Source organism: Variovorax sp. J22G73, assembly GCF_030317035.1.
Classification (GTDB): domain Bacteria; phylum Pseudomonadota; class Gammaproteobacteria; order Burkholderiales; family Burkholderiaceae_C; genus Variovorax.
On record NZ_JASZYK010000005.1, the window covers coordinates 1 to 14,305 of the forward strand.

Sequence of the window (14,305 nt, forward strand, 5' to 3'; positions counted from 1 at the left end):
CCCACCCAAACCACCCCCCCCCCCCCCCCCACACCCCCGGCCCCCCCCCCCCCGCCGGCGCCCCGCCCGCCCCCCCCGCCCCCCCCCCACGGCACGCTGCGCAGCGTGGACCTGGCCGACGCGCTCATCGCGCGCACCGAGGCGCACGCCGCGCTGAACGGCTACGTCGCCTTCGACGCCGAGGCGCTGCGCGCCCAGGCCAGGCAAGCCGACGCGCGCATCGCGGCGGGCGAAGACCTGGCGCTGCTGGGCGTGCCGGTGGCGCTCAAGGACAACATCGACGCCGTGGGCCTGCCCAGCGCGGCGGGCACGCGGGCGCTGGCCGGCATGCAGCCGCAGCACGACGCCGAAGTGGTGCAGCGCCTGCGCAAGGCCGGTGCGTTGATTGCCGGCAAGGCGAACATGCACGAGCTGGCGATGGGCATCACCACCAACAACAGCGTGACCGGCGCCGCGCGCAACCCGTGGGAGCCCTCGCGCATTCCGGGCGGCAGCAGCGGAGGCTCGGGCGTGGTGGTGGCCGCCGGGCTGGTGCCCGCGGCCATCGGCACCGACACCGGCGGCTCGGTGCGCGTGCCTGCCGCGCTGTGCGGCGTGGTCGGCCTGCGCCCGACGACCGGGCGCGTGCCGGGCCGGGGCATCGCGCCCATCTCGCTGACGCGCGACACGGCGGGGCCCATTGCGCGCAGCGTGGAAGACTGCGCGCTGCTCGACGGCGTGCTCAGCGGCAGCGCGCAGCCGCTGGTGCCCGTGTCTTTGCAGGGCGTGCGGCTGGGCCTTCCTGGCCCGGGCTTCTGGGAAGGGCTGGAGCCGGGCGTGCACGGCGTGGCGCAGGAGGCCATCGAGCGCCTGCGCAGCGCCGGCGCGCAGTTGGTCGAGGTGCCGCTGCCGGCGCTCGCGGGCTTCAACGAGGCGGCGGGTTTTCCGATCGCGCTGTACGAGTTCATCCGGGACATGGGCGACTACCTTCGCTACGCGCAGCGCGGCGTGAGCCTGCGGCGGCTGGTCGACGCCATCGGCAGCCCCGACGTGGCCGCCATCGTGCAGCCGCTGATGGGCGAGGGCGCGGTGCCCGAGGCCATCTACGCGCATGCGCTGCAGGCGCGGCGCGGGCTGCAGGCCGCGTACGCCGAGGCCTTCGCGGCGCACGGCGTGCGGGCGCTGCTGTTCCCCACCACGCCGCTCACGGCCGCGCCGGTGGGGCACGACGTCACTGTGCAGTTGAACGGCCAAGCGCTGCCCACCTTCTCCGCCTTCATCCGCAACACCGACCCGGGCAGCAACGCCGGCATTCCGGGCGTGACCCTGCCCGCCGGGCTGGCGGGCGGCCTGCCCGTGGGCCTGGGGCTCGACGGGCCGGCCGGCAGCGACCGCGGCCTGCTGGCGCTGGCCGCCGCGGTGGAGGCGGTGCTGCCGCCGTTGCCGTCCGCGCCCTGGCTGCGCTGAGCGCGCCTGCGCTGCTTCGTCCTTTTTCATTCCAACCAGGAGTTCCCATGGACCGTCGTACCTTCCTCCACGGCCTTGCAGCCGCCGCGGCCGCCAGCGCGGCGGGCGTGCGCGCGGCGTCGCCGCTCAACGTGGCCGTGATTCTGCCCATGAGCGGGCCCGCCGGGCTCTTCGGCCCGTCGGCCAAGGCCTGCGCCGAACTGGCCGTGCAGACGATCAACGCACGCGGCGGCGTGCTGGGCCGCACCATCAACCCGCTGTTCGGCGACGCGGGCCTGCCGCCGGCCGAGGCCTCGCAGACCGCGCTCAAGCTCTGGAAGGGGCAGGGCGCGCAGGCGGTCATCGGCATGCACGACAGCGCCGTGCGCGGCGCGCTGGTGGGGCTGTTCAAGGGCCAGGTGCCGTACTTCTACACGCCGGTGTACGAAGGCGGCGAGTGCGCGCGCGGCACCTACGTGAACGGCGAAACGCCCGCGCAGCAGCTCGCGCCCGTCATTCCCTGGCTCGCGGCCGAGCGCAAGCCGAAGAAGTGGTACCTGATCGGCAACGACTACATCTGGGGCCGCAACACCAACGCCGCGGCCAAGGGCTACATCGCGCAGACCGGCGCGCAGGTGGTGGGCGACGAATACCTGCCCTTCACCGCCGACAACTTCGACTCCAGCCTCGCGCGCATCCGCGACAGCGGGGCGGACGCGGTGCTGGTGTCGCTGATGGGCGGTGCCTCGGTCACCTTCAACAAGGCCTTCGCGAGCTTCGGGCTGGCCGACAAGGCCATCCGCCTGGGCTCGCTGCTCGAGGAGAACACGCTGGCCGGCATCGGCCTGGCTAACGCGCGCAACCTGTACTCCAGCGCGGGCTACTTCGCCAACATCGAGACGCCCGCGGCCAAGGCCTTCTCGGAGGCGTACTTCAAGCGCTTCGGCGCGCAGGCGCCAGCGCTCAACGGGCTGGCCGAATCGGTGTACGAAGGCTTCCTGATGCTGGAGGCCATTGCCACGCGCGCCAAGTCGCTCGACGTGGCGAAGATGGAGCCGGCCAGCGAAGGCGCGAGCTACAGCGGCCCGCGCGGCGCGGTGACCATGCATGCGCGGCACGTGGACCAGGACATCTACCTGGCCGATGTCGGTGACAAGGGCTTCCGCGTGGTGAAGACCTTCGCGCACATCGCCTCCGGCCAGACCTGCAAGGTGTGACGCGGCCATGGACACCAGCTGGCTGCTGCACGCGCTGAACCTGGCCTACGCGCTGGCCACGCTGGGCCTCACCACGCTCGGGCTGGCGGTGGTGTTCGGCCTGCTCGGCGTGATGAACATGGCGCACGGCGAGTTCGTGATGCTGGGCGCCTACGCCGTCGTCACCGTGCAGTCGTGGGGCTGGCCCATCGCCACGGCCATGCCGCTGGCGATGGGGGTGTGCGGCGTGCTGGGCTACGCGGTGGAGCGCTGGCTGATTCGCCCGCTGTACGCGCGCCCGTTCGACACCCTGCTGGCCACCTGGGGCCTGGCCATGGTCATGCGCAAGACGGTGGAGGCGGTGTACGGGCGCGGCTACCGCAACATCGAAAGCACGCTGGGTGCGCCGGTGTCGCTGGGCGGCGTGCAGTACCCGGGCTATCGGCTGGCATTGATTGCGCTGGCCGTGGTGCTGATGGTGGCGCTGGCGCTGTGGTACCGGCGCAGCACCATGGGCCTGCGCGTGCGCGCCATGACGGGCAACCCCGTGCTCGCGCAGGCGCTGGGCATCGACACGCGCCGGCTTGCCTCGCAAACCTTCGTCATCGGCGTGGTGCTGGCCGGCGCGGCGGGTGTGCTGCTGGCGCCGCTGGTGCGCATAGAGCCCGGCATCGGTGTCGACTACCTGCTCGACTCCTTCTTCGTGCTGGTGGTCGGCGGCCTGGGCACGCTGGGCGGCTTCGGTGGCGGCGTGGGCGTCATCGGCGGCACGCAGTCGGTCGTCAGCAGCATCGCGGGCCAGACCAGCGGCTATGCGGTGGTGCTGGTGTTGTCGATCCTCTTTCTCTGGTTGAAACCGAATGGACTCTTTGGACGCCGTTGATTCCACGCTGTCGGCGCGACCCGTTCGGTCCGGCGCATCGCGCTGGCGCATGCCCGTCGCGGGCCCCTGGCTGCTCGGCCTGGCGCTGGTGGCGCTGCCTTTCGTGTCGAACGACTTCATCGCCTACCAGATCGCGCTGTTCCTCATCTACGGCATCGCGACGCAGGGCGTGGCGCTGTGCTGGGGCCGGCTGGGCTTTCTGCCGCTGGGCCATGCGCTGTTCTTCGGGCTGGGGGCCTACCTGGCCGGCGGCACGCTGAAGGCCGCGCAGCAGCAGCCGGCGTGGTACGCCGCCTTGCCACTGGCGCTGCTGCTGCCCGCGGCACTGGCCTACCTGACGGCGCGGCCGGTGTTCGCGCGCAGCCACCGCAGCGGGCCGTTCTTCTCGCTCATCACGCTGGCGATGACCATGCTCGGCTTTCTCGCGGCGCAGCAATGGAGCGCGGTCACGGGCGGCTTCAACGGCATGGCCGACATTCCGGAACTGCCCGGCACCGAGCGCTACAGCAGCTTCTACTGGGTGGTGGCCGCATGCGCGCTGGGCACCACGCTGCTGCTGGGCGGCGTGCTGCGCCGCCCGCTGGGCCTGCTGTGGAGCGCGCTGGCGCAGAACGAAGAGCGGCTGCAGCTCTTCGGCTATGCCACCGACCGCATCAAGGCGGTGGCCTTCGCTTTCTCGGCGATGCTCGCGGCGCTGGCCGGCGTGCTGTTCGCGATGCACCAGGGCATCGTCACGCCGCTGACCATGGGCTTCGTGCTGTCGACGGAGTTCGTCATCTGGGCGGCGGTCGGCGGCAAGGCCAGCCCCTTGGGCGCGTTGCTGGGCGCGGTGTTCGTGGGCTATGCGTCGTCGGAGCTGCGCGATCACTTCGCCTACTGGGAGGTGGCCGTGGGCGCGATCTTCATCGTGGTCGTGCGCTTTCTGCCGGACGGATTGGCGGGGCTGGCCGGCATGGGGCGGCGCTTCAAGCCCTTCAGCGCGCCCGACGAAGCCGCATCGCTCCCGCGAACCCTGGCACCGCCGGTGCCCGCGCATTCGGCCAACGTGCGCCTCGTATTCGAGCAGGTCGCCTGCGCGCAGGGCGGCGTGCGCATCCTCGACGGCCTTGCCTTCGACCTGCAGGGCCCCGGCCTGCGCTGCGTGATCGGCCCGAACGGCGCGGGCAAGACATCGGCCTTCAACGTGATGACCGGCCGGCTGCCGCTGCGCACCGGGCGCATCCTGCTCGACGGCGTCGATATTTCGGGCGCCACCGCCTGGCGCGTGGCGCGACAGGGCGTGGGGCGCAAGCTGCAGATTCCATCGGTGTTCCCGGGCTTGAGCGTGAGCCAGAACCTCGACGTCGCGCTGTGGGCCGGGCGCATGCGCCCGGCCGCGTCGTTGCAGCGCGCGCCGCTCGCATGGGACAGCGCCTTGCGCGGCGAGCTGCTGGGCCTGTTCCCCTCGCTCGCCAGGCAGTTGCAGTCACCGGCGGGCAGCCTGTCGCAGGGTGAGCGCCAGGCGCTGGAGTTCGTGATGACCATGCTGCCGCAGCCGCGCCTGGTGCTGCTCGACGAACCCTGCGCGGGGCTTTCGCCGGGCGAGACGCACCACATGATCGAGGCCATCAAGACCGCGACCGGCCGCCTCGGCGCGGCCGCGCTGGTCATCGAGCACGACATCAGCGCGGTGGCCTCCATCGGCGGCGAGGTCTACGTGCTGCACCAGGGCAAGCTGCTGGCGCGCGGCCCGCTGGCGCAGATACAGGCCGACCCGGCCGTGCGCGCGGTGTACGCGGGAGCACGCAAATGAGCGAGGCGTTGCTCGACTTTGCGGACGTGGTCTGCGGCTACGGCGACACCATGGTGCTGCGCGGCCTGGCGGGTGGGGTCGGCCCGGGCCGGGTGCTCGGCGTGCTGGGCCGCAACGGCGTGGGCAAGACCACGCTGATGCGCGCGCTCACCGGCTTCCTGCCGCTGAAGCAGGGCCGCGTGACGCTCGGCGGGCGCGACCTGGCGCACGTGCCGCCGCAGCAGCGCCTGGCCGCCGGCATGGCCTACGCGCCGCAGGAAGACGTGGTCTTCGGCGACCTCAGCGTGGCCGAGAACCTGTGGCTGCACCTGCGCGGTCGCGACGCCACGCGCTATGCCGACGGGCTGGCCGCGTTCCCGCGGCTGGCCGAGCGCATGGGCCAGCGCGCGGGCTCGCTCAGCGGCGGCGAGCGCAAGCTGCTGTCGTTCACGCGCACCCTGGGGCTGCGCGCGCCGCTCTCCATCCTCGACGAGCCGACCGAGGGCGTGCAGCCCGAGAACATCGAGCGCATGGCCACGCTGGTGCGCGCGCGAAAGGCGCAGGGCGCGGCCTTTGTCATCGTCGAGCAGAACCTGGAGTTCCTCCTGGCGGTGGCCGACGACATCCTGGCCATCGACCATGGCGAATGCTCGCTCGCGGGCGCCGCGGCCGACCTGCCGCGCGAGACGCTGGAGCGGCACCTGGTGGTCTGACCCCGCGCGAGCCCGTGCGGTCTGTGGCACATTCCAGCCTCCGCCAAGACCCATGAGCCACCTCGACCTCAACCTCGTTCGCGTGTTCGTCGCGATCCATGAAACGCGCAGCGTCACGCAGGCGGCCGAACGGCTGGACGTGACGCAGCCGACCATCAGCTACGGCTTGGCAAAGCTGCGCAAGGTGTATGCAGACCGGCTCTTCACGCGCGGCACCGGCGGCCTGGTGCCGACCACGCTGGCCGACCAGCTGTTCCAGCGCTACCGCGAGGCGCTGACCTCGGTGGAAGGCACGCTGGAGCTGCACACCGCCTTCGACCCCAAGCGCTCGACACGGCGCTTTCGCCTGGCCATGTCGGACATCGGCGTGCTGTATTTCGTGCCGCCGTTGCTGCGCAAGTTCCAGGAGTCGGCGCCGCGCATCGAGATCGACATCGTGCAGATGGCCGATGCGCTGGGCGAAGACCTGTCGGCCGGGCGGCTGGACATGGCCATCGGCAACATCCCGGCGCTGGCCTCGCACATGCGCAGCGCGCTGCTGTTTCGCGAACACTACGTGTGCCTGATGTCGGCCAACCACCCGACCATCGGCGAGCGCATGAGCCTGCAGGAGTTTTCTTCGGCGCGGCACGTGATGGTGTCGTCGCCGCGCTCGGGCCACTTCCTGATCGAGGAGGCGCTGGCCGAGCGCGGCATCAACCGCAACATCGTGGCGCGCGTGCCCCAGTTCACCGTGCTGCCGCAGCTGCTGTCGCAAAGCGACCTGCTGGTGCTGCTGCCTTCGCGGGTGGCGGAGCTGTACGTGAGGCAGGGTGGGCTGAAGGCGCTGGCGCTGCCCGTGCCGCTGCCCGACTTTCAGGTGCAGGCGCACTGGCATGCGCGGCACGAATACAGCGCCGCGCACCGTTGGCTGGTGGAAGAGATCGTGCAGACGCTCGGCAAGCTTTGAGGGAGCGGGCCGCTGGCCATCACCGCTGACGGCTTGCTAGAAGGCCGACATCTTGTCCAGCGTTCGGGCCGAGCGCGCGAGCCCTTCGAAGATCGGGCCCGACACCTCGGCCGGAAACTGCGCCGGCAGGCGCGCCCCGACCCGCTCGATGACACCCGGCGTTGCCGCGAGCACGCGCTGGATGAGGTCTTCGGCATCGGGCCCGTAGTGGCACTTCTGCGCCATGGCGTTGAAGTGCCGCCGCTGGATGGCCTTGAACTGGTAGTGCTTGCTCTTGCCTACCAGCGCCATGGCCAGCTTGGCCTCGTGCCTGGAAAACTGGTTGTGGCCCTTGCCCTCCACCGGCCAGATCGACATCACGTCGTACACCGGCGTCAGCCGGTAGCGGCCCATCGGCAGCCACGCGATGCTGAAGTTCTTCGCGTGCCCGTCGGGCGCGCCCAGCATCCAGAAAAGCAGTTGCACGGTAATGAGCGTGCCCAGGTCTTGCTGGGCATCGAGCGAGCTTCGCAGCACGCCCGCCAGGTCGATCATGCCGGGGCCGCCGTCGGCCTCGTACTTCAGATGCGACGGCTTGCCCAGGGCCTGGCAGAAGTCTTCCTGCGGCAGGCGCAGCCACCAGTTGCCGGACGAATGCAGCCGGCGGTCGAAGCGCTCGACGGCCAGCACCTTCTGCGCGCCGAAGCGCAGGATGGCGGTGCGGGGAACGGAAACGCCGTACTCCTGCAGGATGTTCAGGCAAAGCCATTCGTTTTCCACCGACGTGGTGAAGTCGGCCTTGCGATGGCCGACCAGCCCCAGCGGCAGCTTCAGGATGTGCGTGGTGGGCGTGGAGCCATGCGGGCGCACCCACTGGCCTTGGTGCCACAGCAGCGCCGTCTTTTCCTGGGCACCGGCCAGGGATATGCGCAGCTCGTCTTCTGGCGCCGTTTGCGCCGCGAACCTGCCCGGGTCGACGGTTTGCTGCAGCAGCTTTTCGACATCGGCCTCGCTCATCGGGTCGCCCTCGATGCGGTCGACGCTCGCCGGGCCGTCGTCTTCGCCCAGCAACTGGATGGCGCCCACGCAATCGCGGCCGATGGCCTGCAGCAGGTCGAAGGGCTGGGTCGTGCGCGTTCGGAAGCGGCTGGCGATGCGCTCGCGAATCGGCTGGCTGTCGGGCAGCAGGTTGTCGAAGTAGTTCTGGACGACCGGGCCCTTGTGGGTGAAGCCGCCCACCAGCGGAAGCGACAGCGAGAGCGGGCGCCCCGTGGCAGAGCCGACCCAGGCGTCGTCGTAGCTCAGCTCGTCGGCGCCCCGCGCGGGAATGCGCCAGGTGCCGACGCGCTCGCCGTTGGCCCAGATGGAAAGCGCCGGCATGTTCGGTGTGCGCGCCATGCTCACCATTCCGATGCAGGCGGCTCGTTGGCGACATGCCGTGGGCCGGCCGGGTCGGCGCCTGTCGCGTAGGCCGAGAGCCTGCCCGGGTTCTTCGAGCCGACCAGCATTTCGAGGCCCAGCACGCCGAACAGGGCCAGCAGCTGCTCCAGGCTCACCGAGCCGGGGTTGAGCTCCATGTGGGACATGCGGCTCTGGCTGATGCCGAGGCGTTCGGCCAGCTTCACCTGGGAGATGCCCGCCTCCTTGCGGGCGGCCTTGAGCAGCACGCCGAGCTGCGAGGGGACCGATAGAACTTGCTGCATGGTGGTTACCGATGGAGTGGGTAACCACCAGCTTATCGATGTGATGGGTATTTGTCAAAATACCCATGAAATGGGTATTCAAATAAATACCCGTCAAGTGGGTAATCGATGCCTAGACGAGGTACTGGCGAACCGCTTCCTCGTTCCAGCCGATGCCCGTGCCCGGCTCGGCCGGCGCAGTTGCCGTGCCGTTCTCGAACGCCAGCGGCTGCGCCAGCACAGGCGCCGCCAGGTCCATGCGCTCCAGCAGGTGGCGCGTGGGCGTCACGGCCAGCAGGTGCACGCTGACCTCCTGGAAGATGTGGCTCGACATCGGCACCCCATGCGCCTGCGCCAAAGCCGCCGCGCGCAGCCAGCCCGTGACGCCGCCGATCTTCATGGCATCGGGCATCGCCAGGTCGCAGGCGCCGGCCTGCAGCGCCTTGGCCATTTCGTCGGGGCCGCACCAGTTCTCGCCCATCTGGATGGGAAGGCGCACCTTCTCCCGGATGCGCGCATGGCCCGCATAGTCTTCCTGCAGCGTGGGCTCCTCGACCCAGCCGATGCCTTCGTCTTCCAGCGCGCGAATGCGGCGCACCGCCTCGGGCGCCGAAAGCCCCTGGTTGTAGTCGACCAGCAGTTGCATGTCGTTGCCGACCACGCCGCGCAGCGCGCGAACGATGGCCAGGTCCTCCGCCAGCGTGGCGTAGCCGATCTTCGTCTTGATGGCCCGGAAGCCCTGTCGCATGGCGCCTTCGGCGCGCGCCATGCCCAGCTCGCGCCCGTCCATGCTGTGGCTGTCGTAGGCCTCGATGGCGCGGCGGCTGCCACCCAGCAGTTCGACCAGCGGCACGCCGCGGGCCTTGGCCAATGCGTCCCACGCGGCCATGTCCAGCCCCGCGCTGGCCATGAGCGCAATGCCTGTGCGCCCCAGCAGCCGCAGGCGCTGCGCCAGCAAATGGTCGAGATCCACAGGCGCCAGCGGCTGGCCCTTCAGCACGCCGCCCAGCGTCAGCAGCATGCGCCGCGTGGCCCGCAGCGCCAGCGGCGTGTAGGTGAACACATAGGCGTGGCCGACCACGCCCTGGTTGGTGTACAGGTCGATCAGCACCAGCGGCGCCGTCGCCACCACGCCGACGCTGGTGCGCACCGGGTGCTCCAGCGGCACGTTGACCGCGCGCGCCTGCACATCGGTGACGAGCAGGCTGCTGTCTAGGGAAATGTTCATGGCTTGAATGTCACAGTCCCAGGTAGGCGGCCTTCACGCGCTCGTCGCGCAGCAACTGCGCCGCGGGGCCACCGAGCGCGATGGCGCCGGTTTCCAGCACGTAGCCGACGTCCGCGACCGACAGCGCGGCGTGCGCGTTCTGCTCCACCAGCAAGATCGGGATGCCGCGCGCCTTCAGCCTGGCGATCACGCCGAAGATCTCCTTCACCAGCAGCGGCGCCAGCCCCATCGACGGCTCGTCGAGCAGCAGCACCTTGGGCTCGCTCATCAGCGCGCGTGCAATGGCCAGCATCTGCTGCTGGCCGCCCGAGAGCGTGCCGGCGGCGAGCAGGCGCTTTTCTTCGAGCACCGGGAACAGCGCGTACATCTCGGCCAGGCGCTGCTGCCGGCCGTCGGGGCGGGTGTAGCCGCCGAGCAGCAGGTTGTCTTGCACCGACATCGGCCCGAACACCTGCCGCCCCTCGAGCACCTGCGACAGGCCCGCGCGCACGCGCGCGTCCGCGCTGTCGCGCCCGATCTCGCGGCCGAACAGCGTCACGCTGCCGGCGCTGGCCTTGATGAGCCCCGACACCGCGCGCAGCAGCGTCGTCTTGCCCGCGCCGTTGGCGCCCACCAGCGCCACCAGTTCGCCTTGCCCCACGCGCAGGTCGATGCCGTGCAGCGCTTCGATGCGGCCGTAGCCCGCGAAGAGCCCGCGTACCTCCAGTGCCGTATCGCTCATGCGGCCTCCGCTTCCGTGCCCAGGTAGGCGGCGATCACCTGCGGGTTGGCGCGCACCTCGGCGGCCGTGCCTTCTGCCAGCTTGCGGCCGTAGTCGAGCACCAGCAGGTGGTCGGAGATGTTCATGACCAGCTTCATGTCGTGTTCCACCAGCAGCACCGTCACGCCCGAGGCGGCGATGCTTCGGATGAGCTCGGTGATCTCGTGCGTCTCGGTGTCGTTCAGGCCGGCGGCGGGTTCGTCGAGCAGCAGGATGCGCGGCTTGCTGGCCAGCGCGCGCGCGATTTCCAGGCGCTTCAGCAGCCCGAAAGACAGCTGCGTGGCATGCGCGTGGGCATGGTGGCCCACGCCCACGTAGTCGATGAGGCGCAATGCCTCTTCGCGCAGCGCGGCGTCGGCGCGGCGCGTGGCGCCCGTCATGCCGCCCAGCAGCGAGCTGCGCGTGTGCAGATGGGCACCGAGCATCACGTTTTCGCAGGCCGTCATATTCATGCAGATCTGCAGGTTCTGAAAGGTGCGGCTCATGCCGCGGCGCGCCAGCTGGTCGGGCGCCAGGCCCGCCACGTTCTCGCCGTTCAGCAAAATCTCGCCGCGCGTGGGCTCGTACACGCCGCTGATCAGGTTGAACAGCGTGGTCTTGCCCGCGCCGTTGGGCCCGATCACCGAATGCACCGAGCCGCCGCGCACGCTGAAGCTCACGTCCTGCATGGCGTGCACGCCGCCGAAGGACTTGCTGAGGTTCTTCACTTCGAGCATGTCAGGCCTTCCTGCGCAGCCGCTGCGCGATGGAGGGCACCAGGCCCTTGGGCAGGAACATCATGGTGAGCATCAGCACCAGGCCGAAGAACACCATTTCGTAGCCGTGCAAGCCCCCCAGCAACTGCGGCAGCGCCGTGAGCAGCGCGGCGCCCAGCACCGCGCCGAAGGTGGAGGCCATGCCGCCCAGCACCACCATGGTCGCGAGTTCCACCGAATGGGTGAATGCCGCGAGAGAAGGGCTGATGAAGCCCAGGTAGTGCGCCGTGAGGCTGCCCGACACCGCCGCGAACACGGCCGAGACCACGAAGGCGCGCACCTTGAAGCGCGCCACGTCCACCCCCATCACGCGCGCCGCCACTTCCGAGCCGTTGAGCCCGCGCAGCGCCCGGCCCGCGGGCGACTCGTACAGGTTGAGCGACAGCAGCACCGACAGCCACAGCAGCACCGCGGCCAGCGCATACCAGTGCATCACCTTCGCGAACGCGAAGCCGGCCACCACCAGCGGCGGTACCGGCATGCCGTCGGGCCCGCCGGTCCAGTCGACCTCGTTGATGAGCACGATGTTGACGATCACGCCCAGCCCCAGCGTGGCCATGGTGAGCGAATGGCCCTTGAGCCGCAGGATCGGCTTGGCGATGAGCCAGGCCACCACGGCCGCACCGACCGCCGCACCGCCGATGGCCGCGAGCGGCGGCCAGCCGAAGCGCACCGTGACGATGCCGCTGCCGTAGGCGCCGATGGCGACGAAGGCCGCGTGGCCGATGCTGATCTGCCCGGCAAAGCCCATCAGCAGGTTCAGCCCGATGGCCGCGATGGCCGCCAGCGCGATGCGCACGGCAACGTCGGCCACGTAGTTGTTCGGCATGGTCAGCGGCAGCAGCGCCAGCACCAGGGCCAGCACCAGCAGCGAGGGACGCAGGAAAGCGCTCTTGGCGATGTTCATACGCGGTCCGAAGTCTTGGCGCCGAACAGCCCGTGCGGCATCACCAGCAGGATGAAGACGATCATCACGAACGGCACCGCGTCCTTGTAGGCCGACGACACGTAGCCGGCCATCAGCGCCTCCAGCAGCCCGACGATGAGCCCGCCCACCACCGCGCCGCCCGCGCTGCCCAGCCCGCCCAGCGTGGCCGCGACGAAGCCCTTCATGCCCAGCATCAGGCCGATGTCGTACACCGTGGTGGTGATGGGCGCGGCCACCACGCCGGCCACGGCGCCCAGCAGCGCCGACAGGCCGAACGACAGCTGCAGGATGCGCGAGGTCGGAATGCCCACCGCGCGCGCCGCCAGCGCGTTGGCCGCCACCGCCAGCATCGCCTTGCCGACCATCGTGAAGCGGAAGAAGGCGAAGCACAGCGCCACCAGCACGGCCGCCGTGCCCAGCACCCACAGGCTCTGCGGCAGCACGTAGGCGCCGAGGATGGACAGCGAGGCATCGCCGCTGAACGCGGGCAGCGTCTGCTGGTTCTTGCCGAGCACGATCTGCACCACGCCCTGGATGAAGATCGACGCGCCGATGGTGATGATGATGAGCGACACCACGCTGGCCTCGCCCGCCGGCTTGATGGCCAGGCGGTACAGCAGCAGGCCCGCCGCCACCGTGGCCAGCACCCCGCCCACCATGGCCACGCCGTAGGGCAGGTGCGCGCCCAGCAGGGCGGCGGTGACCATGGCGCCCAGCATCAGGAAATCGCCCTGCGCGAAGTTGATGACGCCGCTGGCGTTGTAGATCAGCGAGAAGCCCAGCGCGGCCAGCGCGTAGATCGCGCCGGTGGTGAGCCCCGAAAAAACGAATTGCATGAAGTCAGCCATGGGTGTCTCCGGCTTGAAAGGCTTTTGGGTCTCGTGCGTTGGCGAGCAGGTGCTCCGGCGAGATGTCGGCCACGCGGTCGGCGCCGATCAGGATCATGGTGCGGGCGATTTCGTCGGACAGCGCCGCCAGCACGCCGCGCGCGCCGGCTTCTGCGCCCGTGGCCATGCCCCACACCGCGGGGCGGCCGACGAAGGCCGCGGTGGCGCCGGTGGCCAGCGCCTTCACCACGTCGCTGCCGCGCCGGAAGCCGCCGTCCACGAACACCGGAATGCGCCGGGCCACGGCGTCCACCATGCGCGGCAGCACCGAGATGGTGGAGGGCGCCGCGTCCAGCTGCCGCCCGCCGTGGTTGGACACCACGATGGCGTCTGCCCCGTGCGACACGGCACGCCGTGCGTCGTCGGGGTGCAGCAGGCCCTTGATGACCAGCGGCCCGTCCCACAGGCGGCGCAGCCAGGCCAGGTGCTCCCACACCAGCGTGCGGTCCATGGTGCGGGAGAGCAGGGCGGCCTGCACCTGCGGCGAAGTGGCCCCATCGTTCGATTCGCTCAGGTTCACGAACGAAGGCGAGCGCCCCTGCATCGCCATGCCGAGCGACCATGCCGGGTGCAGCGCCAGGTCGAGCAGCGTCGAGGGCGTGAAGCGAAACGGCAGCTTGAAGCCGTTGCGCACGTCGCGCTCGCGCAGGCCGCTCACGGGCGCGTCCACCGTGAGCACCAGCGCGCCGTAGCCGGCGTGGCGCGCGCGGCGCACCAGTTGCTCGGCGATGGCGCGGTCGCCCATCACGTACAGCTGCATCCACTGAACGGCTTCGGGGTTGCGTGCCAGCGCGGCCTCGCGCACGGCCTCGAGCCGGTCGTTCGACGGTGTCGACAGCACGTGCGGAACGCCGGCCGATGCGGCGGCGCAGGCCAGCAGCGTGTCGCCGTGCGGCCGCACCAGCCCCGAGAAGCCGACCGGCGCCACACCCGCGGGCACCGACCAGCGCCGCCCGAACACCGTGATGCCGGTGTCGGCATGGCGGGTGTCACGCAGGGCGGTGGGCAGCAGGTGCAGGCCGGCCAGGTCGGCGGTGTTGCGGCGAAGGCAGTCTTCGTTGTCCGCACCGCCGTCGACGTAGTCGAAGACGAAGCGGGGCAGCCGCCGGCGTGCATGCCGGCGGTGGTCGTTCGCATTGAGCTTCATGC

The 14,305-nt window shown here is 70.5% G+C and carries 14 protein-coding genes; 6 read left to right on the forward strand and 8 right to left on the reverse strand.

Features of this window, described 5'->3' with window-relative positions; translation table 11 throughout:
- Positions 1-96: 96 nt before the first annotated feature.
- Genes iaaH through QTI51_RS19525 form a run of 6 tightly spaced genes read left to right on the forward strand, consistent with a single transcriptional unit; the run spans position 97 to position 6,937 of the window.
- Positions 97-1,446, forward strand: coding sequence for an indoleacetamide hydrolase (gene iaaH, locus QTI51_RS19500; protein ID WP_286515732.1), 1,350 nt, complete (start codon positions 97-99; stop codon positions 1,444-1,446).
- A 47-nt stretch (positions 1,447-1,493) separates the two neighbouring features.
- Complete coding sequence (locus tag QTI51_RS19505) at positions 1,494-2,642, forward strand: substrate-binding domain-containing protein (RefSeq protein ID WP_286515160.1); 1,149 nt, start codon at positions 1,494-1,496, stop codon at positions 2,640-2,642.
- A 7-nt stretch (positions 2,643-2,649) separates the two neighbouring features.
- Positions 2,650-3,504: a branched-chain amino acid ABC transporter permease gene (locus QTI51_RS19510; protein ID WP_286515161.1), complete on the forward strand. Its 855-nt coding sequence runs from the start codon at positions 2,650-2,652 to the stop codon at positions 3,502-3,504.
- On the forward strand, positions 3,482-5,296 hold the full coding sequence (locus QTI51_RS19515; protein ID WP_286515163.1) for a branched-chain amino acid ABC transporter ATP-binding protein/permease: 1,815 nt from the start codon (positions 3,482-3,484) through the stop codon (positions 5,294-5,296). Before QTI51_RS19510 ends, QTI51_RS19515 begins: the two co-directional genes overlap by 23 nt.
- Complete coding sequence (locus QTI51_RS19520; RefSeq protein ID WP_286515164.1) at positions 5,293-5,988, forward strand: ABC transporter ATP-binding protein; 696 nt, start codon at positions 5,293-5,295, stop codon at positions 5,986-5,988. Before QTI51_RS19515 ends, QTI51_RS19520 begins: the two co-directional genes overlap by 4 nt.
- A 52-nt stretch (positions 5,989-6,040) precedes the next feature.
- Positions 6,041-6,937: a LysR family transcriptional regulator gene (locus QTI51_RS19525; RefSeq protein WP_165840401.1), complete on the forward strand. Its 897-nt coding sequence runs from the start codon at positions 6,041-6,043 to the stop codon at positions 6,935-6,937.
- Between the two features lie 36 nt (positions 6,938-6,973).
- Here the strand turns inward: QTI51_RS19525 and QTI51_RS19530 are convergent, their stop codons facing one another.
- From QTI51_RS19530 to QTI51_RS19565, 8 genes are all read right to left on the reverse strand, one after another.
- Complete coding sequence (locus QTI51_RS19530; protein WP_286515167.1) at positions 6,974-8,314, reverse strand: type II toxin-antitoxin system HipA family toxin; 1,341 nt, start codon at positions 8,312-8,314, stop codon at positions 6,974-6,976.
- A 2-nt stretch (positions 8,315-8,316) separates the two neighbouring features.
- Positions 8,317-8,619, reverse strand: a complete 303-nt coding sequence (locus QTI51_RS19535; RefSeq protein ID WP_286515168.1) for a helix-turn-helix domain-containing protein — start codon at positions 8,617-8,619, stop codon at positions 8,317-8,319.
- A 112-nt stretch (positions 8,620-8,731) separates the two neighbouring features.
- Positions 8,732-9,826, reverse strand: coding sequence for an enolase C-terminal domain-like protein (locus QTI51_RS19540; RefSeq protein ID WP_286515169.1), 1,095 nt, complete (start codon positions 9,824-9,826; stop codon positions 8,732-8,734).
- Between the two features lie 10 nt (positions 9,827-9,836).
- On the reverse strand, positions 9,837-10,547 hold the full coding sequence (locus QTI51_RS19545; RefSeq protein ID WP_116911271.1) for an ABC transporter ATP-binding protein: 711 nt from the start codon (positions 10,545-10,547) through the stop codon (positions 9,837-9,839).
- Positions 10,544-11,302, reverse strand: a complete 759-nt coding sequence (locus tag QTI51_RS19550; protein ID WP_286515171.1) for an ABC transporter ATP-binding protein — start codon at positions 11,300-11,302, stop codon at positions 10,544-10,546. Before QTI51_RS19550 ends, QTI51_RS19545 begins: the two co-directional genes overlap by 4 nt.
- A 1-nt stretch (position 11,303) precedes the next feature.
- Complete coding sequence (locus QTI51_RS19555) at positions 11,304-12,248, reverse strand: branched-chain amino acid ABC transporter permease (protein WP_286515172.1); 945 nt, start codon at positions 12,246-12,248, stop codon at positions 11,304-11,306.
- Positions 12,245-13,117, reverse strand: coding sequence for a branched-chain amino acid ABC transporter permease (locus QTI51_RS19560; RefSeq protein ID WP_353506539.1), 873 nt, complete (start codon positions 13,115-13,117; stop codon positions 12,245-12,247). The genes QTI51_RS19555 and QTI51_RS19560 overlap by 4 nt, the downstream gene beginning before the upstream one ends.
- Positions 13,110-14,303, reverse strand: a complete 1,194-nt coding sequence (locus QTI51_RS19565; protein ID WP_286515175.1) for an alpha-hydroxy acid oxidase — start codon at positions 14,301-14,303, stop codon at positions 13,110-13,112. The genes QTI51_RS19560 and QTI51_RS19565 overlap by 8 nt, the downstream gene beginning before the upstream one ends.
- Between the last annotated feature and the right edge of the window lie 2 nt (positions 14,304-14,305).